Source organism: Escherichia sp. E1V33 (assembly GCF_004211955.1).
Lineage (GTDB): Bacteria > Pseudomonadota > Gammaproteobacteria > Enterobacterales > Enterobacteriaceae > Escherichia.
On sequence record NZ_RHJI01000015.1, the window covers coordinates 1 to 19,013 of the forward strand.

Annotated in this window: 18 protein-coding genes and 1 tRNA gene; 10 read left to right on the plus strand and 9 right to left on the minus strand. The window is 53.5% G+C overall.

Annotated elements, in window-relative coordinates; genetic code table 11:
- Window positions 1–24 precede the first annotated feature (24 nt).
- From D9742_RS14005 to D9742_RS14025, 5 genes are all read left to right on the plus strand, one after another.
- On the plus strand, window positions 25–144 hold the full coding sequence (locus tag D9742_RS14005) for a GpE family phage tail protein (protein ID WP_000763312.1): 120 nt from the start codon (window positions 25–27) through the stop codon (window positions 142–144).
- The gene (locus tag D9742_RS14010; RefSeq protein ID WP_130237304.1) at window positions 137–3,214 is read left to right on the plus strand and encodes a phage tail tape measure protein; all 3,078 of its coding nucleotides are present in this window, start codon (window positions 137–139) and stop codon (window positions 3,212–3,214) included. The genes D9742_RS14005 and D9742_RS14010 overlap by 8 nt, the downstream gene beginning before the upstream one ends.
- Window positions 3,211–3,696 carry a phage tail protein gene (locus D9742_RS14015; protein ID WP_000980391.1) on the plus strand — a complete coding sequence of 162 codons (486 nt, stop codon included), beginning with the start codon at window positions 3,211–3,213 and terminating at the stop codon, window positions 3,694–3,696. Before D9742_RS14010 ends, D9742_RS14015 begins: the two co-directional genes overlap by 4 nt.
- A complete protein-coding gene (locus D9742_RS14020; RefSeq protein WP_096985622.1) occupies window positions 3,693–4,793 on the plus strand; it encodes a phage late control D family protein in 1,101 nt (366 codons plus the stop codon). Before D9742_RS14015 ends, D9742_RS14020 begins: the two co-directional genes overlap by 4 nt.
- A 70-nt stretch (window positions 4,794–4,863) precedes the next feature.
- Window positions 4,864–5,082, plus strand: coding sequence for an ogr/Delta-like zinc finger family protein (locus D9742_RS14025; RefSeq protein WP_130237305.1), 219 nt, complete (start codon window positions 4,864–4,866; stop codon window positions 5,080–5,082).
- A 136-nt stretch (window positions 5,083–5,218) separates the two neighbouring features.
- Here D9742_RS14025 and D9742_RS14030 read toward each other — a convergent pair.
- Window positions 5,219–5,294, minus strand: a tRNA-Ile gene (locus D9742_RS14030).
- A 124-nt stretch (window positions 5,295–5,418) separates the two neighbouring features.
- Here D9742_RS14030 and mug point away from each other — a divergent pair.
- Window positions 5,419–5,925, plus strand: a complete 507-nt coding sequence (gene mug, locus D9742_RS14035; protein WP_000228930.1) for a G/U mismatch-specific DNA glycosylase — start codon at window positions 5,419–5,421, stop codon at window positions 5,923–5,925.
- 78 nt (window positions 5,926–6,003) lie between these two features.
- Here the strand turns inward: mug and rpoD are convergent, their stop codons facing one another.
- From rpoD to rpsU, 3 genes are all read right to left on the minus strand, one after another.
- Window positions 6,004–7,845, minus strand: coding sequence for an RNA polymerase sigma factor RpoD (gene rpoD / locus D9742_RS14040; protein ID WP_000437371.1), 1,842 nt, complete (start codon window positions 7,843–7,845; stop codon window positions 6,004–6,006).
- A 194-nt stretch (window positions 7,846–8,039) separates the two neighbouring features.
- Window positions 8,040–9,785 (minus strand): DNA primase, encoded by a 1,746-nt coding sequence (dnaG, locus tag D9742_RS14045; RefSeq protein ID WP_000918827.1) that lies wholly within the window; start codon window positions 9,783–9,785, stop codon window positions 8,040–8,042.
- A gap of 110 nt (window positions 9,786–9,895) precedes the next feature.
- Window positions 9,896–10,111 carry a 30S ribosomal protein S21 gene (gene rpsU / locus D9742_RS14050; RefSeq protein WP_001144069.1) on the minus strand — a complete coding sequence of 72 codons (216 nt, stop codon included), beginning with the start codon at window positions 10,109–10,111 and terminating at the stop codon, window positions 9,896–9,898.
- 237 nt (window positions 10,112–10,348) lie between these two features.
- On the opposite strand from rpsU, the gene tsaD reads away from it, so the two are divergent.
- Window positions 10,349–11,362, plus strand: coding sequence for a tRNA (adenosine(37)-N6)-threonylcarbamoyltransferase complex transferase subunit TsaD (gene tsaD, locus D9742_RS14055; RefSeq protein ID WP_001264352.1), 1,014 nt, complete (start codon window positions 10,349–10,351; stop codon window positions 11,360–11,362).
- A gap of 42 nt (window positions 11,363–11,404) precedes the next feature.
- On the opposite strand, the gene ttdT is transcribed toward tsaD, so the two are convergent.
- From ttdT to ttdA, 3 genes are read right to left on the minus strand one after another with little or no spacing between them, the layout of a single operon-like run.
- Window positions 11,405–12,868 carry an L-tartrate/succinate antiporter gene (ttdT, locus tag D9742_RS14060; RefSeq protein ID WP_130237306.1) on the minus strand — a complete coding sequence of 488 codons (1,464 nt, stop codon included), beginning with the start codon at window positions 12,866–12,868 and terminating at the stop codon, window positions 11,405–11,407.
- A gap of 48 nt (window positions 12,869–12,916) precedes the next feature.
- Window positions 12,917–13,522 (minus strand): L(+)-tartrate dehydratase subunit beta, encoded by a 606-nt coding sequence (ttdB, locus tag D9742_RS14065; protein ID WP_000722957.1) that lies wholly within the window; start codon window positions 13,520–13,522, stop codon window positions 12,917–12,919.
- A complete protein-coding gene (gene ttdA / locus D9742_RS14070) occupies window positions 13,519–14,430 on the minus strand; it encodes a L(+)-tartrate dehydratase subunit alpha (RefSeq protein WP_000986804.1) in 912 nt (303 codons plus the stop codon). Before ttdA ends, ttdB begins: the two co-directional genes overlap by 4 nt.
- Window positions 14,431–14,636: 206 nt before the next feature.
- Here ttdA and ttdR point away from each other — a divergent pair, with 206 nt between their 5' ends.
- Complete coding sequence (gene ttdR / locus D9742_RS14075) at window positions 14,637–15,569, plus strand: L-tartrate utilization transcriptional activator TtdR (RefSeq protein ID WP_130237307.1); 933 nt, start codon at window positions 14,637–14,639, stop codon at window positions 15,567–15,569.
- A gap of 12 nt (window positions 15,570–15,581) precedes the next feature.
- Here ttdR and plsY read toward each other — a convergent pair whose 3' ends face one another.
- Entirely contained in the window at window positions 15,582–16,199 is a 618-nt protein-coding gene (gene plsY, locus D9742_RS14080) for a glycerol-3-phosphate 1-O-acyltransferase PlsY (protein ID WP_130237308.1), read from the minus strand.
- 105 nt (window positions 16,200–16,304) lie between these two features.
- On the opposite strand from plsY, the gene folB reads away from it, so the two are divergent.
- The gene (gene folB, locus D9742_RS14085; protein ID WP_010347879.1) at window positions 16,305–16,673 is read left to right on the plus strand and encodes a bifunctional dihydroneopterin aldolase/7,8-dihydroneopterin epimerase; all 369 of its coding nucleotides are present in this window, start codon (window positions 16,305–16,307) and stop codon (window positions 16,671–16,673) included.
- Window positions 16,674–16,763: 90 nt separating this feature from the next.
- On the plus strand, window positions 16,764–17,585 hold the full coding sequence (gene bacA / locus D9742_RS14090) for an undecaprenyl-diphosphate phosphatase (protein ID WP_130237309.1): 822 nt from the start codon (window positions 16,764–16,766) through the stop codon (window positions 17,583–17,585).
- 180 nt (window positions 17,586–17,765) lie between these two features.
- Here the strand turns inward: bacA and cca are convergent, their stop codons facing one another.
- Window positions 17,766–19,004: a fused tRNA nucleotidyltransferase/2',3'-cyclic phosphodiesterase/2' nucleotidase/phosphatase Cca gene (gene cca / locus D9742_RS14095; RefSeq protein ID WP_130237310.1), complete on the minus strand. Its 1,239-nt coding sequence runs from the start codon at window positions 19,002–19,004 to the stop codon at window positions 17,766–17,768.
- Window positions 19,005–19,013: the final 9 nt, after the last annotated feature.

The window sequence follows — 19,013 nt, forward strand, 5'->3', positions numbered from 1 at the left end:
GACAGCCTGACGGTTGACGATTTGGTGGCAGATATCGCCACCATCTTTCACTGGCCGCCATCCGTTACTGACGTTATGCCGCTGACCGAAGTGCTGGAATGGCGGTATAAAGCGATTCAGAGAAGCGGGGCCAGCCATGAGTGACAATAACCTGCGTCTGCAGGTGATTCTTAATGCGGTTGACAAACTCACCCGCCCATTTCGATCCGCGCAGGCCAGTTCAAGAGAACTGGCTGCTGCTGTCAAAAAATCCCGCGATGCAATAAAGCAGCTTGATCAGGCCGGGAGCAGTCTGGATAGCTTCCGAAAGTTGCAGGCAGAAAATCAGAAATTAGGCGACAGGCTGAACTATGCCCGCCAGCGTGCAAATTTGCTCAGTCAGGAACTGGGAGCGATGGGGCCGCCTTCGCAACGTCAGGTTGTTGCTCTGGGCCGTCAACGGCTGGCTGTTCAGCGCCTGGAAGAACGCCAGAAAAAGCTGCAGCAGCAGACGGCGCTTGTGCGTGCAGAACTTTATCGTGCTGGTATTTCAGCTAATGATGGCGCCAGTGCGACGGCCCGCATTACCCGTGAAACGATGCGTTATAACAGGCAGCTTTCTGAGCAGGAAGCGAGGTTACGACGTGTCGGGGAGCAACAGCGAAAAATGCACGCCGCCCGGGGGGCTTATTCCAGGCGTCTTGAAGTAAGGGATCGGATTGCAGGTGCCGGAGCCACCACCACGGCTGCAGGGCTGGCAATGGGCGCACCAGTGATGGCGGCAGTAAAAAGCTATACCAGCATGGAAGATGCCATGAAAGGTGTGGCAAAGCAGGTCAATGGTCTGCGTGACGATAATGGCAACCGCACTGCGCGTTTTTACGAAATGCAGGATGCCATCAAGGCTGCCAGCGAACAGTTGCCGATGGAAAACGGTGCTGTGGACTTCGCCGCACTGGTTGAAGGTGGGGCGCGCATGAACGTCGCAAACCCTGACGACAGCTGGGAAGACCAGAAACGTGACCTGCTGGCCTTCGCCAGCACGGCGGCAAAGGCGGCAACAGCCTTTGAGCTGCCAGCGGATGAACTGTCAGAAAGTCTGGGGAAAATCGCCCAGCTCTACAAAATACCTACCCGCAATATTGAACAGCTCGGTGATGCGCTGAACTTTCTGGATGATAACGCCATGTCGAAAGGGGCAGACATCATTGATGTCATGCAACGCCTGGGCGGTGTGGCTGATCGTCTGGATTACCGTAAAGCGGCGGCGCTGGGTTCCACCTTCCTGACACTGGGCGCTGCGCCGGAGGTTGCAGCCAGTGCAGCAAACGCGATGGTGCGTGAATTGTCCATTGCCACCATGCAAAGCAAGAGTTTCTTTGAAGGGATGAATCTGCTGAAACTCAATCCTGAAGTGATTGAAAAGCAGATGACGAAGGATGCGATGGGAACCATCCAGCGTGTGCTGGAGAAGGTAAATGCACTGCCGCAGGATAAGCGCCTGTCTGCCATGACCATGTTGTTTGGTAAAGAGTTTGGCGATGACGCAGCGAAACTGGCAAACAACCTGCCGGAACTGCAGCGCCAGTTAAAGCTGACAGCGGGCAATGATGCGCTCGGCTCCATGCAGAAAGAATCCGACATTAACAAGGATTCACTTTCTGCGCAGTGGTTGCTGGTCAAAACCACTGCACAGAATACCTTCAGCAGCCTGGGGGAAACGCTGCGCCAGCCGCTGATGGATATTCTGTACACGGTGAAAAGCGTCACGGGGGCGTTACGTCGCTGGGTGGAAGCTAACCCGGAACTGACGGGCACACTGATGAAAGTAGCAGCGGTTGTGGCTGCCGTTACCGTGGGCCTCGGCACATTAGCGGTGGTGCTGGCTGCAGTGCTGGGGCCGCTGGCAGTGATCCGTCTGGGATTCTCTGTGCTGGGTATCAAAACGTTACCTTCCGTTACGGATGCAGTAACACGAACCAGCAGCGCGTTGTCCGGGTTGGCAGGCGCGCCACTGGCAGTGCTTCGACGCGGGCTTGCTTCATCGGGGAGCACTGCGGGTTTGCTTACTGCGCCGCTGTTGTCTTTGCGCCGCACGGCATCACTGACGGGGAATGCCCTGAAAACTGTGGCAGCTGCGCCTGTTGCACTCTTGCGGTCCGGTTTATCCGGTTTACGTGCTGTTGCCGTGATGTTTATGAATCCACTGGCAGCACTACGCGGCGGGCTGACTGCCACAGGCGCGGTGCTTCGTGTGCTGGCATCCGGTCCGCTGGCGATGCTGCGCGTGGCCCTGTATGCCATATCTGGTCTGTTAGGTGCTCTGCTCAGTCCGATAGGTCTTGTGGTTACTGCACTGGCAGGCGTGGCGCTGGTTGTCTGGAAATACTGGCAACCCATCACCGCATTTCTCGGTGGCGTGGTGGAAGGATTCAAAGCAGCGGCTGGTCCCATCAGTGCCGCATTCGAACCACTTAAGCCTGTGTTTCAGTGGATTGGCGACAAAGTACAGGCGCTGTGGGGCTGGTTTACTGATCTGCTGACGCCCGTTAAGTCAACCTCTGCCGAACTGCAGAGTGCAGCGGCAATGGGGCGACGATTCGGGGAGGCACTGGCGGAAGGGCTGAATATGGTCATGCATCCGCTGGACTCCCTGAAATCCGGCGTTTCCTGGTTGCTGGAGAAACTCGGCATTGTCAGTAAAGAGGCTGCAAAAGCGAAACTGCCGGAAAGCGTGACGCGTCAGCAACCTGCGACGGTGAATGCAGACGGTAAAGTGATAATGCCATCGGGTGGTTTTCCGTCATGGGGATATGGCTTTGCGGGGATGTATGACAGCGGCGGGTATATCCCGCGCGGGCAGTTCGGCATTGTCGGTGAAAACGGGCCGGAAATTGTCAACGGTCCGGCAAACGTGACCAGCCGGAGAAATACCGCTGCACTGGCTGCGGTTGTCGCCGGAATGATGGGTGTTGCTGCCGCGCCAGCAGAGCTTCCACCGTTGCACCCTTTGGCACTTCCCGCGAAAGGCGGTGAAGCGATGGTGAGTCGCGCAGCTGCTGTGCCGCCCGTTCACCGGATTGAGGCACCGACGCAGATCATCATCCAGACGCAGCCAGGACAAAGTGCGCAGGATATTGCGCGGGAGGTGGCACGCCAGCTTGATGAACGTGAACGCAGACTGAAGGCAAAGGCCAGGAGTAACTACAGCGATCAGGGGGGATACGACGCATGATGATGGTGCTGGGATTGTACGTGTTTATGCTGCGCACCGTACCGTATCAGGAGCTGCAGTATCAACGCAGCTGGCGACATGCGGCAAACAGTCGGGTAAATCGTCGTCCGTCCACGCAGTTTCTGGGACCGGACAACGACATGCTGACGCTTTCCGGTGTTCTTATGCCGGAGATAACAGGCGGCAGGCTGTCGTTGCTGGCACTGGAGCAGATGGCAGAACAGGGGAAAGCATGGCCCCTGATTGAAGGCAGCGGCACGATTTATGGCATGTATGTGATTGAGGGACTGAATCAGACTAAAACGGAGTTTTTCCGCGACGGTATGCCGCGCCGGATTGAGTTCACCCTGTCGCTCAAACGGGTGGATGAATCCCTGTCCGATATGTTCGGTGATCTCAGTGCGCAGCTGAATAATCTGCAGGATACGGCAACATCTGCCTTAAGCGATATCAGTAAAACGGTGGGAGGGCTGCTGTCGTGAATTTCAGCTCTGAACTGCTTAACAAAGGCAACAAAACTCCGGCATTCAGTATCAGTATTGAAGGCAGGGATATCACTACTGTGCTGGACAACCGCCTGATGGGGCTGACGCTGACGGATAACCGGGGCTTTGAAGCGGACCAGCTTGATCTGGAACTGGATGATGCCGACGGAAAAATCGTGCTGCCGCGTCGTGGTGCGGTTATTACGCTGGCGCTGGGCTGGAAAGGGCAGCCGCTTTTCCCGAAAGGGGCATTCACGGTGGACGAGATTGAACACACTGGCGCACCGGATCGCCTGACTATCCGGGCGCGAAGTGCTGATTTTAGGGAAACGCTGAATACCCGTCGTGAAAAATCGTGGCACAAGACCACTGTCGGGGAAGTGGTGAAGGAAATAGCTGCGCGTCACAAACTGAAGATGGCACTGGGTAAAGACCTGTCTGATAAACCCGTGGATCATATAGACCAGACTAATGAGAGTGACGGCAGTTTTCTGATGCGGCTGGCGCGCCAGTACGGTGCTATTGCGTCGGTGAAAAATGGCAATCTGTTATTCATCCTGCAGGGTCAGGGTAAAAGTGCCAGCGGTAAACCTCTGCCGGTGATCACTATCACACGTAAGGACGGCGACAGTCACCGCTTTACCCTGGCGGATCGCGGAGCTTACACGGGCGTCATTGCCAGCTGGTTGCATACCCGTGAACCCGCGAAGAAAGAAAACACAACGGTGAAGCGTAAGCGCAGGACCAAGAAGCAGAAGAAAGAGCCGGAAGCGAAGCAGGGCGATTACCTGGTGGGGACGGATGAAAACGTGCTGGTACTTAATCGCACTTATGCCAACCGGAGCAACGCCGAACGAGCGGCAAAAATGCAGTGGGAACGCCTGCAACGCGGCGTTGCGTCATTCTCGCTGCAACTGGCAGAAGGACGGGCAGATCTTTATACGGAAATGCCTGTGAAAGTCAGTGGCTTTAAACAGCCGATAGATGATGCGGAATGGACCATTACGACTCTGACACATACCGTCAGCCCGGATAACGGTTTTACAACCAGTCTGGAACTTGAAGTGAGGATTGATGATTTCGAAATGGAATGAAATGTTCACAAAATAAATGTCTCGTGTATCATTATGTGATTGCACAATTTTGTGAGGGAGTTATACGGATATGATGAATTGCCCGAAATGCGGACACGCGGCACATACACGAAGTAGCTTTCGAGTATCTGAGCAAACTAAAGAGCGTTATTGCCAATGCCAAAACATAAATTGTGGTGCTACTTTTGTTACTCATGAGACGGTTGTGCGTTACATAGTTACTCCAAATTTAATCGACATTGCTCCTCCTCACCCTTCTACATGTGGTCAAGGACACATGAATTTTTGACAAAACTAACCCGCTGCGGCGGGTTTTTTCTTGGTTTTTTTTTAAATTCTGCTGCCATTTTGCTGCCATTTTGGTTATGGATAACAAAAAAGCCGCTCTAGTGAGCGGCTTAATTGTATGATTTTATTGATTAATTTGGTGGCCCCTGCTGGACTTGAACCAGCGACCAAGCGATTATGAGTCGCCTGCTCTAACCACTGAGCTAAGGGGCCATGGTAGCGGATTATAAAGTAACTCCGTGTCGCAATCCAGCCATTACCGCGCGCCTGCTGTTTTTATAAACAATGTATTTTCAATCCGTTATACTTTTCCTGGTGATGTTAGAAAGGAGTAAATATGGTTGAGGATATTTTGGCTCCAGGGTTACGGGTCGTGTTTTGCGGTATCAACCCTGGGCTTTCATCCGCCGGGACTGGTTTTCCCTTTGCTCATCCGGCAAATCGCTTCTGGAAGGTGATATATCAGGCCGGGTTTACCGACCGTCAGTTGAAGCCGCAGGAGGCACAGCATCTGCTGGATTATCGTTGTGGCGTCACCAAACTGGTAGACAGGCCAACGGTGCAAGCCAATGAAATTTCAAAGCAAGAGCTACACGCAGGTGGGCGTAAGCTGATTGAAAAAATTGAAGATTATCAGCCGCAAGCGTTGGCGATTCTGGGCAAACAAGCATATGAACAGGGATTCAGCCAGCGTGGTGCACAGTGGGGGAAACAAACGCTCAGCATTGGTTCGACGCAGATTTGGGTGCTGCCAAATCCCAGCGGTTTAAGTCGCGTTTCACTGGAGAAACTGGTTGAAGCGTATCGCGAGCTGGACCAGGCGCTGGTGGTGCGTGGGCGATAAAAAACGCCACCGAAAAGGTGGCGTTTGTGCAAAGGGACAGGTGCCGGGTGCGGCGTAACGCCTGATCCAGCCTACCGATTAATCGTCCAGGAAGCTACGCAGCACTTCAGAACGGCTCGGGTGACGCAGTTTGCGCAGCGCCTTCGCTTCGATCTGACGGATACGTTCACGGGTAACGTCGAACTGTTTACCCACTTCTTCCAGCGTGTGATCGGTGTTCATATCGATACCGAAACGCATACGCAGAACTTTCGCTTCACGCGCGGTCAGGCCAGCCAGCACGTCGTGTGTTGCCGCACGCAGGCTTTCGGTGGTCGCAGAATCCAGCGGCAGCTCGAGGGTGGTATCCTCGATGAAATCCCCCAGATGCGAATCTTCATCATCACCGATCGGCGTTTCCATGGAGATTGGCTCTTTGGCGATCTTCAGCACTTTGCGGATCTTGTCTTCCGGCATCAGCATACGTTCAGCCAGTTCTTCCGGCGTCGGTTCACGGCCCATCTCTTGCAGCATCTGGCGAGAAATACGGTTGAGTTTGTTGATAGTCTCAATCATATGCACCGGAATACGGATGGTGCGCGCCTGATCCGCGATAGAACGGGTGATCGCCTGACGGATCCACCAGGTTGCGTAGGTGGAGAACTTGTAACCACGGCGGTATTCGAATTTATCAACCGCTTTCATCAGACCGATGTTGCCTTCCTGAATCAGGTCAAGGAACTGCAAGCCACGGTTGGTGTATTTCTTGGCGATAGAAATAACCAGACGTAAGTTCGCTTCAACCATCTCTTTCTTCGCACGGCGGGCTTTCGCTTCACCGATGGACATACGACGGTTGATATCTTTAACCTGCTCGATGGTCAGGCCGGTTTCTTCTTCAATCTGCTGCAGTTTCTGCAGGGCGCGATGCACTTCTTCAGAGACATCGTGCAGTTTTTCCGACCACGGCTTGTTCATCGCAATTGCCGCGTTGAACCAGGTATCGCTGGTTTCGTTGCCGGTAAACAGGGTAATGAAGTTTTTCTTCGGCATTTTGCACTGCTCAACGCAGAGCTTCATGATCAGACGTTCTTGCGTACGAACGCGGTCCATCATGACGCGCATGCTGTTGACCAGGTAGTCAAACTGCTTCGGCACCAGGCGGAACTGTTTGAATACTTCAGACAGTTTCAGGATCTCTTCCTGAGCGGCGGCGTGACTGCGACCTTTCGCTTTGATGGTGTCACGCGTTACAACGTACTGAGCGCGCAGTTCCGCAAATTTTTCGCGAGCCAGTTCCGGGTCGATGCTGTTGTCATCATCGGCGCTGTCGTCATCGCCATCTTCTTCGTCTTCATCTTCGTCATCGTCCAGATCTTCCTGGGAAAGCTCAGAACCGACGTGAGTGGCGGTAGGTGCCAGATCTTCTTCTGCGTTCGGGTCAACAAAGCCGGTGATCAGATCGGACAGACGCGCTTCTTCTGCTTCAACACGATCGTACTGTTCCAGCAGATAGGTGATCGCTTCCGGATATTCAGCAACGGAGCATTGAACCTGGTTGATCCCGTCTTCAATACGCTTAGCGATGTCAATTTCGCCTTCGCGGGTCAACAGTTCAACGGTGCCCATTTCACGCATGTACATGCGTACCGGGTCAGTCGTGCGCCCGATTTCAGATTCCACGCTGGAAAGCACCTGCGCGGCGGCTTCGGCAGCATCTTCGTCCGCGGTGTTTTCAGCCAGCATCAGATCATCGGCATCCGGTGCTTCTTCCATCACCTGAATGCCCATGTCGTTGATCATTTGGATGATGTCTTCGATCTGATCTGAATCGACGATATCTTCCGGCAGATGGTCATTGACCTCGGCATAGGTCAGATAGCCTTGCTCCTTACCACGGGTGACAAGAAGTTTCAGCTGTGACTGCGGGTTTTGCTCCATAAGACGGTATCCACACTTATTTCATGAGGTTGGTGTTGGGCGATTGACCCGATGTCCTTCAGCCGTTAACGCTGAAATCCAACGGTTGTTTACCGCCAACGATAATTACGAGGGCGTACTTATATATTTGCCGCTGCCTCTCAGTGCGGCTGTCGGGGGCTTCCCGATCGCTCTTCGGCACTTAAGCCGTTAAATCACTTTTTCGCCAGCTCCTGGTTTAATGTCCAGAGCTCCAGGCGTTCTTCGTTGCTTAAACCATGCGTGCGCTCACGAGCGATTAACTCTTCCTGGCGCAGTTCAAGCAGCGAATCAAACATATGGTTGAGTGAGTCGGTGAAGGTTTGCTCAGCAATATTCTTATCTGCTATATCGTCCCACATCGACAGTTTTTCAAGGGTGGCAGCATTATTTGTACCACGATAGTGCTCTAAAAGTTGCCCGGTGGTCAGACCTGGCTGGGAGAGACAAGTGTTGACCAGTTCTCTGAATAAGCCAAGTCCAGGGAGCTTATTTTCATCCAGATTCTCAAGCGGCGGGACCAACGTCGCTAATTCTGGATTTTGCACCAGCAACCCTATAAGTATACGCATGGTCGTGCGTTTTAGCTGCGGAACAGGGCGAGAAACGCCGCTCTCTGCCGCTTTTGGCATTAATCGTTCAAGCTGGCTGTCATCAAGTATGCCTAATTTGTTGCCTAATTCCTGACGAAGATATATTCGCAGCGTTTCGCCCGGCACTTGCGATATCAATGGCAGTGCCAGCGTACTCAAACGTGCGCGCCCGTCAGGGGTACTCAGATCAACTTGCGGCATCAGGCTGTTAAACAGAAATGCGGAGAGTGGCATCGCCTGCTCCATCCGCGCTTCAAACGCTTCTTTACCTTCTTTTCGTACCAGCGTGTCAGGGTCTTCGCCATCAGGCAAAAACATAAAGCGTAGCTGACGGCCGTCTGTCATGTAAGGCAGCGCCGTTTCCAGCGCTCGCCAGGCGGCATCGCGGCCTGCACGGTCGCCGTCATAACAGCAAATGACATTGTTGGTCGCGCGGAACAACAGTTGTATGTGATCGGCGGTGGTTGACGTACCTAACGACGCAACGGCGTAATTAATGCCGTATTGCGCCAGCGCCACCACGTCCATATAGCCTTCGACCACAAGCAGACGATTGGGTTCAGCGTTATCCTGCTGCGCTTCATAAAGACCGTAAAGCTGGCGGCCTTTATGGAAAATGTCTGTTTCCGGCGAGTTCAGGTATTTGGGGGTATCGTTGCCCAGCACACGCCCGCCAAAACCAATCACCCGACCGCGTTTATCGCGAATGGGGAACATCACCCGCTCGCGGAAACGATCGTAACTGCGCCCCTGATCGTTAGTGACCAACATCCCCGCATCAATCAATGACTGGCGATTTTCTGGATTGCCGCCAAACCGCTTCAGGACGTTGTCCCAGCCGGGGGGCGCAAAACCAATCGCAAAGCGGGCGATAACCTCGTGGCTTAATCCGCGTTTTTCCAGATACTGGCGCGCAGACGTGGCAACAGGTTGCTGTAAAGATTGTTGGTAAAACGTATTCAGACCGTCCATCAACTGATAAAGCGTTTGCCGCTGATGGCGCTCGATCTGGCTGGGGCCGCTGCCTGCTTCAAATGGCACTTCAAGATTGTGCATTGCTGCCAGCTCTTCGACCGTTTCGACGAACTCAAGCTTGTCGTAGTTCATCAGGAAGTCGATCGCGTTGCCGTGCGCGCCACATCCAAAGCAGTGGTAAAACTGTTTCTCACCGTTAACGGTGAAGGACGGGGTTTTCTCGTTGTGGAATGGACAACACGCGTGGAAATTCTTGCCCTGCTTTTTCAGCTTCACACGGGCATCGATCAGATCGACGATGTCAGTGCGTGCCAGCAGATCATTAATGAATACGCGTGGGATTCGTCCAGCCATAGGCCCCGATTTTTAGCAATTCATAAACGAAAATAAGCCGCGCATTCCTTTCGGAAGCACGGCCTTACAACTACAACTCGGTCTGATCGGAGAGCAACGCTCTCGGGGAATTAGTACAGACGAGTGCGGCGTGCGTTTTCGCGAGCCAGTTTCTTCGCGTGACGTTTCACTGCAGAAGCTTTAGCGCGCTTACGTTCGGTAGTCGGTTTTTCATAGAACTCACGACGACGAACTTCCGCCAGAACACCTGCTTTTTCGCAGGAACGCTTGAAGCGACGCAGAGCTACGTCGAACGGCTCGTTTTCACGTACTTTAATTACCGGCATGTGCCTCTCACCTTTGATTAATTCGGTTTGCCGCTGGCATCAACGCCAGCTTATTTCAAAATGGTGCGGAATTTTACTGCAATTGCTGCTGCTTTGTAAAGCACCGCGGCCTTTTTTGAAAGGGACTTTTATAAGGGTGAGGAGTATACACGAGGCTTTCTCCAGGGGCGAACAAAGTTTTACATCAACCCGCATTGGTCCTACACTGCGCGGTAATAAAGCGAGGTAAAACAAGTCATGCGTGTACTGGGTATTGAAACTTCCTGCGATGAAACCGGCATCGCCATTTACGACGATGAAAAAGGTTTGTTAGCCAACCAATTGTATAGTCAGGTGAAATTGCACGCTGACTACGGCGGCGTCGTGCCTGAACTGGCCTCCCGCGATCATGTGCGTAAAACCGTACCGTTGATCCAGGCGGCGCTAAAGGAGTCTGGTTTAACGGCAAAAGACATTGATGCTGTGGCCTATACCGCAGGCCCTGGATTAGTCGGCGCGCTACTGGTTGGCGCGACCGTGGGGCGTTCTCTGGCGTTTGCCTGGGACGTTCCGGCGATCCCTGTACACCATATGGAAGGGCATCTGTTAGCGCCGATGCTGGAAGATAACCCGCCGGAATTTCCGTTTGTTGCGCTGCTGGTTTCCGGCGGTCATACGCAGTTAATCAGCGTGACTGGCATTGGTCAGTACGAGCTGCTCGGCGAGTCTATCGATGATGCCGCCGGTGAAGCGTTTGATAAAACCGCGAAGCTGCTGGGGCTGGATTATCCTGGCGGACCGTTACTGTCGAAAATGGCGGCTCAGGGTACTGCCGGGCGCTTTGTTTTCCCGCGTCCGATGACCGACCGTCCGGGGCTGGATTTCAGCTTTTCTGGTCTGAAAACCTTTGCGGCGAACACGATTCGTGACAACGGCACCGACGACCAGACGCGTGCTGATATCGCCCGCGCCTTTGAAGATGCGGTGGTCGATACGTTGATGATTAAGTGTAAGCGTGCGCTGGATCAGACGGGCTTTAAGCGACTGGTAATGGCCGGCGGCGTGAGTGCTAACCGCACGTTACGGGCGAAGCTGGCTGAAATGATGAAAAAACGCCGCGGCGAAGTGTTCTACGCGCGTCCGGAATTTTGTACTGATAACGGCGCGATGATCGCCTATGCCGGAATGGTGCGGTTTAAAGCAGGCGCGACGGCGGATCTCGGCGTTAGCGTGCGTCCACGCTGGCCGCTGGCGGAGCTACCGGCTGCGTAAAACTATTGGGTGCCGGAGAGCAGTTTCCGGCACCGTCCTCACTTAAAGCAATACCACGGGCATCCACAGTAAGCCGGTAATCACCAGCAACACGAGGAAGATCAGCCCAAAAATCGCCCCCAGTCGCCAGTAATCCACCGTTGGCAGATAACCACTGCCGTAGTAAATCGGGCTGGGTCCGGTGGCGTATGGTGTAAGAATGCTCCCCAGACCAATTGCCGCGCCAACCATCAGGCAGAACACCGGCAGCGGGATTTCCGGCATCGCCAGCGCGGCGGCGATCATCATCGGTGCGAGGGCGGAGGTATACGCCGTGGCGCTGGCGAAAAAGTAGCGCAGTAGATAAAAGACCACAATCAACGCCACCATCACCATCGTTGGCGAATAACCGCTTAAGCTGCCTGCTAACAGTTTGCCAAACCAGCTAATAAAACCGGTGTTGTTGAGTCCGGTGGCGAGGGTGATAAGCGAGGCTAGCCAGAAGAAAACGTTCCACGCGGCTTTATTACTGACAATGTCGTCCCAGCAGATAATGCGCAGCAGCAGCATCAGCGCTACCACGCTGTAACCGACCATCGCGGCATCGATATAATCACCGCCGAAAATCCACAGCACCAGCGCGCCTACCATCAGCCCCAGCATCCGTTTTTCACGCGAACAGAGCGGACCCATTGCCTGCAGTTCCGTCTCAGCCCAGCGCGGCACTTGATCGCCTGACTTCAGTACCGGCGGGTACAGCACGTAAGCCAGCCAGGGAACCAGCAGAACCAGTAAAATACTGAGCGGCAACATTCCCAGGAACCAGTCGCCCCAACTCAGCGTGGCGTGAGATGCGCTTTTCATCAGTCCAATTAACAGCAAGTTAGGTGCCATCGCCGTCAGGAAAATGGCGCTGGTCACGCAGTCGGCAACAATCCCCATCCACATGATGTACGAGCCAATGCTACGTGAACTGCTGTCGTTAGGCTGTGATTGATAGAGCGGCGGTAGGTTACGGATGATGGGATAGATAATCCCCGCACCGCGCGCCGAGTTGGACGGTGTTACAGGTGCCAGGATCAGCTCGGAGAACATCACCGCATAGCCGAGAAACAGCGTGCGATGCCCCATCTTTTTCACCAGAATCAGCGCGATACGTCGCCCCAGCCCGGTTTTTTCATAGCCTGTGCCAAACATAAAGGCGGCGAAAATCAGCCAGATAACCGAATTAGAAAAACCAGAAACAGCCCAGGAGAGGGATTTGGCGGTGAACTTAAAGCCTGACTGGGCGAGTTGGTCTTGGCTGAACAGCAGCCACGGCGAAAGAATGGCGATGATGGAGATACCCACCATCGCCACCACGGCACCCGGCACGGGTTCGAGGATCAGCCCAACGATCACGCCGGTAAAAACCGCAAAGTAGAGCCAGCTATGACACTCCAGCCCTGCGGGAACCGGAAGTAGAGCAATAATGGCGATGACCGCCAGCGGCGCAAGGTATCGCCACCATTCAGAGGAAGGTTTCATCGTGATAGACCTGCGAAGAAGGAGAGGGGGCGAGCCTCTCCGTGAGGGTTATTTGATGTAATGGACGTGCTCGCAGATCTCTTCCACGATGGGATCGCGGCGTTCGGCGAACAGCTTTTTGTTTTCGGCTATCAGGTTGTTTCCGTGGGTATCAATAGAGACAATCAGCGGGCCGAACTCTTTGACCCGGCAGACCCACAGCGACTCCGGCATCCCGAGTTCTGTCCAGTGCACTTCTTCAATCTCTTCCACCTGCGTTGCCGCCAGCACCGCGCAGCCTGCCGGGAAAATTACATGTAGCGCCTTGAATTTCTGGCAGCCTTCTTCGGTCAGCGGCCCCATTCCGCCTTTGCCGACCACCAGTTTCACGCCTGTCTGTTCAATAAACTCACGTTCAAAACTTTCCATACGCATACTGGTTGTCGGGCCAACGGACACCATCTCCCATTTGTCGCCGTTTTTGCGCACGATGGGGCCAGCGTGGAAAATCGCTTTGCCGTTGAGATCGTAAGGGATCGGACGTTTGAGTTCGATCAAGCGGCGGTGACAAACGTCGCGGCAGGTCACCAGTGTACCGGTCAGGTAGATCACATCGCCGACGCGAATATCTTGCAGATCTTCAGCTTTGATCGGGGTTGTCAGGATCTTTTTCATAACGCGCTCCGGGTGTGAGACAGATTTTCAAAGGAGAGATCGGCATGAACCAGCAGTGTGCCGCGACGATGCGCCCAGCAGCCTGTAGAAACAGCAACGCCGATGGTTGACGGATGGCGAGCGGCAGATTCGATATGCACGCCCATCACTGAACTGTTGCCAGTCAGCCCTTGTGGACCAATCCCCAGACGGTTGAGTCCTTCTTCCAGGCGTAGCTCCAGCTCTGCCGCTTTTGGATTGGGGTGGCGGCTGCCAATCGGGCGCAAAATGGCTTTACGCGAGAGTACGGCGGCGGTTTCCACCGAGGTGGCGATGCCCACGCCCACCAGTACCGGTGGACAGGCGTTTACTGCGAGGGTGGAGATATTTTCGAAGACGAATTTCACCACGCCTTCGTAGCCTTCTGACGGCATTAACACTTTCGAGCGGCCTGGTAGCGTGCAGCCGCCGCCTGCCATGTAAACTTCGATTTCCGCATCGTCACCGTCGGGGACGATATCCCAGGTGACCCACGGTACGCCGCTGCCGGTATTTTTGCCTGTGTTCACTTCGTCAAAAATTTCTACCGCATTGTGACGTAGTGGCGCTTTGACGGTTGCCTCTTCCACGGCTTGTTTGAGTATGCTTTGCAGCTCGCCAAGCAGTGGGAAGCGGGAACCGACTTTAACGAAGAACATAATCTCCCCGGTGTCCTGACAGGCAGGACGATTCAGGTCAATCGCTTTTTGCATGTTGTCGAACATCGTATGGTAGATAATTTTCCCCATCGACGACGTTTCGGCATCCTTTAGCTGTTTTAGTTTATCCACCACGTCATCAGGCATTCGGGTAGAAATCATGGCGGTAAAGTTAGCGACAATCTCCGTCAACTTATTCACTGCCTGTTGCTTATTACTTTCGCTCATCATGGCAACTCCAGTTTTTGTATTTGTCTGGAAAAATTCACCGCCACAAACTACCACTAAAAATGTGGTTTTATATTTTTTGCCACCGTGAATATGTAATTAACAGTTCGTGAATCAACGCGAAAATAAGAATGAATATTGCGCCAGAGCAGGGAATGGCAATGTTTTGCGAAATACACTGCGCTTATCACAACTGCGGATAATTAACGATGCTGAATAGCTGGCCTATAGCCAAAGACTTGCAGGTACTGGTGGAAATCGTCCATAGCGGGAGTTTTAGTGCCGCAGCGGCAACGCTTGGGCAGACGCCCGCTTTTGTCACCAAACGGATCCAAATCCTTGAAAACACGCTGGCAACGACGTTGCTTAACCGCTCTGCCCGCGGCGTGGCGCTGACTGAGAGCGGCCAACGTTGCTATGAACATGCGCTGGAAATCCTCACCCAATATCAGCGACTGGTTGATGATGTCACGCAAATCAAAACGCGCGCGGAAGGGATGATCCGTATTGGCTGTAGTTTTGGTTTTGGGCGCAGCTATATTGCGCCAGCCATTACTGAGTTGATGCGCAATTATCCTGAACTCCAGGTGCATTTTGAGTTGTTCGATCGGCAAATTGATTTAGTGCAGGATAATATTGATCTGGATATTCGTATTAATGATGATATTCCTGATTATTATATTGCGCATCTGTTAACGAAAAACAAAAGAATATTATGTGCAGCACCTGAGTATCTGCAAAAATATCCCCAGCCACAATCCTTACAGGAATTAAGTCGTCATGACTGTCTGGTGACTAAAGAACGCGATATGACCCATGGAATATGGGAGTTGGAAAATGGTCAGGAGAAAAAGTCGGTGAAGGTTAGCGGGCATCTTTCCTCCAACAGCGGCGAGATTGTTCTGCAATGGGCGCTGGAAGGGAAAGGAATAATGCTGCGTTCTGAGTGGGATGTGCAGCCCTTTCTGGCCAGCGGTAAGTTGGTGCGGGTGTTGCCGGAATATGCGCAAAGCGCCAATATCTGGGCTGTTTACCGGGAGCCGCTCTATCGCAGCATGAAATTACGTGTCTGCGTTGAATTTCTGGCAGCATGGTGCCAGCAACGGCTGGGCAAGCCCGACGAAGGCTATCAGGTCATGTAGATCCACCAGAAATCACTCGGGATCTTTTTCGCGCTTTCTTTTGAATTTCGTCCAGATTTTTGTCTCCTGGTGACGCCACAGACGCTGGATGTTGTCATGATGACGAAGCAGGATCAGGCAAGAGAGCATCGAAACCGGGAAGGTGAATTGTGGCTTAAACCACCAGACATAAAACGGAGCAATCAGTGCGCTGACAATCGCTCCCAGCGACGAATATCCACTCAATAGCACAGTAAGCAGCCAGGTCCCCGCCATCACGCCAGTTAGATCCCAACCGATTGGGGCAATAGCGCCAAAAGCGGTGGCAACGCCTTTTCCCCCTTTAAAACCGAAGAAAATGGGCCAGATGTGTCCAAGACAGGCGGCAATCGCAATTAATCCCAGCCAAAAGGGGCTGACGCCTAATTCATATGCCCCCCAGACAGGCAACATACCTTTTAGAACGTCAAAGATCAGCACTGCTACGGCTGCTCCTTTGCCACCCATGCGTAAAACGTTGGTCGCGCCAGGATTACCAGAGCCGCTGGTTCGCGGGTCGGGCAAGCCACAAAGGCGGCAAACCAGAATGGCACTGGAAATGGAGCCGCAGAGGTACGCGATGAGGATCATTCCAGGCGCGATTGCACTCATAAGCTGTTCCGTTTTGAAAATTCGTGTTAAACGATGAATCTGTGGATAATACGCACATTTCGCCGGAAGTGGTATCCGGGTTAGCCAAAAAGCGAGCAGGTCGTGATGGATATTGTATTTATAGAGCAACTTTCGGTAATCACCACTATTGGTGTTTACGACTGGGAACAGACCATCGAACAGAAATTAGTGTTCGATATCGAAATGGCGTGGGATAACCGTAAAGCGGCAAAAAGCGATGATGTGGCGGATTGCCTCAGTTACGCCGACATTGCAGAAACGGTGGTCAGTCACGTCGAGGGGGCGCGTTTTGCACTGGTGGAACGCGTGGCGGAAGAGGTGGCGGAACTGCTGTTAACACGCTTTAACTCGCCGTGGGTGCGTATCAAACTCAGCAAGCCTGGCGCTGTGGCGCGGGCGGCGAATGTCGGCGTCATCATTGAGCGTGGCAATAATCTGAAAGAAAATAATTAATTTTACAGCTGTTAAACCAAACGCTTATAACCTGGTCATACTGCAGTAGTTCGGACAAGCGTTACATTTTTATAATTTAGGGGTTTATTGATGAGCGATATGCACTCGCTGCTGGTGGCGGCAATCCTGGGTGTGGTCGAAGGATTGACAGAGTTTTTGCCGGTATCCAGCACGGGCCACATGATTATTGTGGGCCATTTGTTGGGGTTTGAAGGCGACACGGCAAAAACCTTTGAAGTCGTTATCCAGTTAGGATCAATTCTGGCTGTAGTAGTGATGTTCTGGCGGCGTCTGTTTGGCCTGATTGGCATTCACTTTGGTCGTCCGCCGCAGCACGAAGGTGAAGGCACGGGGCGTTTAACGCTGATCCACATTTTGCTGGGGATGATTCCCGCGGTGGTACTGGGGCTGTTGTTCCACGACACGATTAAGTCATTGTTTAACCCGATAAATGTCATGTATGCGCTGGTCGTTGGCGGTCTGTTGCTGATTGCCGCCGAATGCCTGAAACCAAAAGAACCGCGTGCGCCGGGCCTGGATGATATGACCTATCGGCAGGCGTTTATGATTGGCTGCTTCCAGTGTCTGGCGCTGTGGCCGGGGTTCTCTCGCTCCGGAGCGACCATTTCTGGTGGGATGCTGATGGGCGTGAGTCGTTACGCAGCTTCTGAGTTCTCGTTCCTGCTGGCGGTGCCGATGATGATGGGCGCAACGGCGCTTGATCTCTACAAAAGCTGGGGCTTCCTGACAACCGGCGATATCCCGATGTTTGCCGTTGGGTTTATCACTGCCTTCGTAGTGGCGCTGATAGCGATTAAAACCTTCCTGCAATTGATTAAGCGCATTTCGTTTATCCCGTTCGCCATTTATCGCTTTATTGTGGCGGCTGCGGTGTATGTCGTGTTCTTTTAATTGAGGAATAGTGTCAGATGCCTGTAATTGTCCACGATTGCGTTGGCCGGATAAGGCGTTCACGCCGCATCCGGCAATCAACGCCTGATGCGACGCTCGCGCGTCTTATCAGGCCTACAACTGTCGTTGACATGTAGCCGGATAAGGCGTTTACGCCGCATCCGGCAAAACGCCCAACCCTCATTCAGGCTTTGGGCAACGTTGTTCCTTCCAGTTGGCTACCGCTGCAATCCGACGGCGGGTCAGCTCTTCGCGGATCTCCACACCTTTAAATCCCGCTTCAACGACGGCTTTTGTCGGCACTGACAGTGCCACTTCCCAGGCTTCGCGCAACCAGCGGCCTTGCGGGTAGTCCGCCGATTCAAAACCGGTTCTGCCGCGCACGTCAGCCTCGCTGGTCAGCGCCAGTTGCTCGACACGCTGCGGTTTACGCCAGGCGTCAATGGAATCAAACAATTTAACAATGGTTTTCGGGTTCAGCATTGGGAAGGTGTGAATGAGATCGTGAAACTCAGCCACCAGTTTGGCTAAGTCACGAATTTCATTAGGCACGCGCAGACGCTGGCATAGTTGTTCCACTAACTTCACTCCCGCCGGACCGTGACCGTGATGACGCGGCCAAAGCTCTGGCGGCGTCAGTCCTTTACCGAGATCGTGGCATAACGTCGCGAAACGGACATCAACCTGCGGACTCAGCATCGCCGCCATCGAGAGCGTCATTAAGGTGTGAACACCTGTGTCGATTTCCGGATGCCATTTGGCGGGGGCCGGAACGCCGAATAATGCGTCAATTTCCGGGAATAAAACGCGCAGTGCGCCGCAATCGCGCAGCACCTGGAAGAACACCTGTGGATTGCGGGTGGTGAGAGCGCTTTCCGTCTCTTTCCACACCCGTTCTGGCGTCAGGTGTTCCAGTTCGCCCGCATGGGTCATTTCGCGCATTAGCGCCAGAGTTTCATCCGCAATACGAAAACCGAGGTGGGCATAACGCGCAGCAAAACGCGCCACGCGCAGTACGCGTAACGGATCTTCGCCAAAAGCGGGGGAAACATGGCGTAACAGACGATTTTGCAGATCGCCCAGACCGTTGTACGGGTCGATAATCTCGCCGTCACCGTCCTGGGCTAGCGCATTAATGGTCAGATCGCGACGCTTAAGATCATCTTCCAGTGTGACATCCGGCGCGGCATAACAGGTAAAACCAGTATAACCGGAGCCGGATTTCCGTTCGGTACGTGCCAGCGCATACTCTTCATGCGTTTGCGGATGCAGAAAAACAGGAAAATCGCGACCTACCTGCTGGTAGCCCGCGTCGAGCATCTCCTGTGGCGTACTGCCGACCACCACCCAATCTCTGTCTTTGACCGGTAGCCCTAACAATGCATCCCGTACCGCACCACCGACCAGATAAATCTTCACGCCATCTTC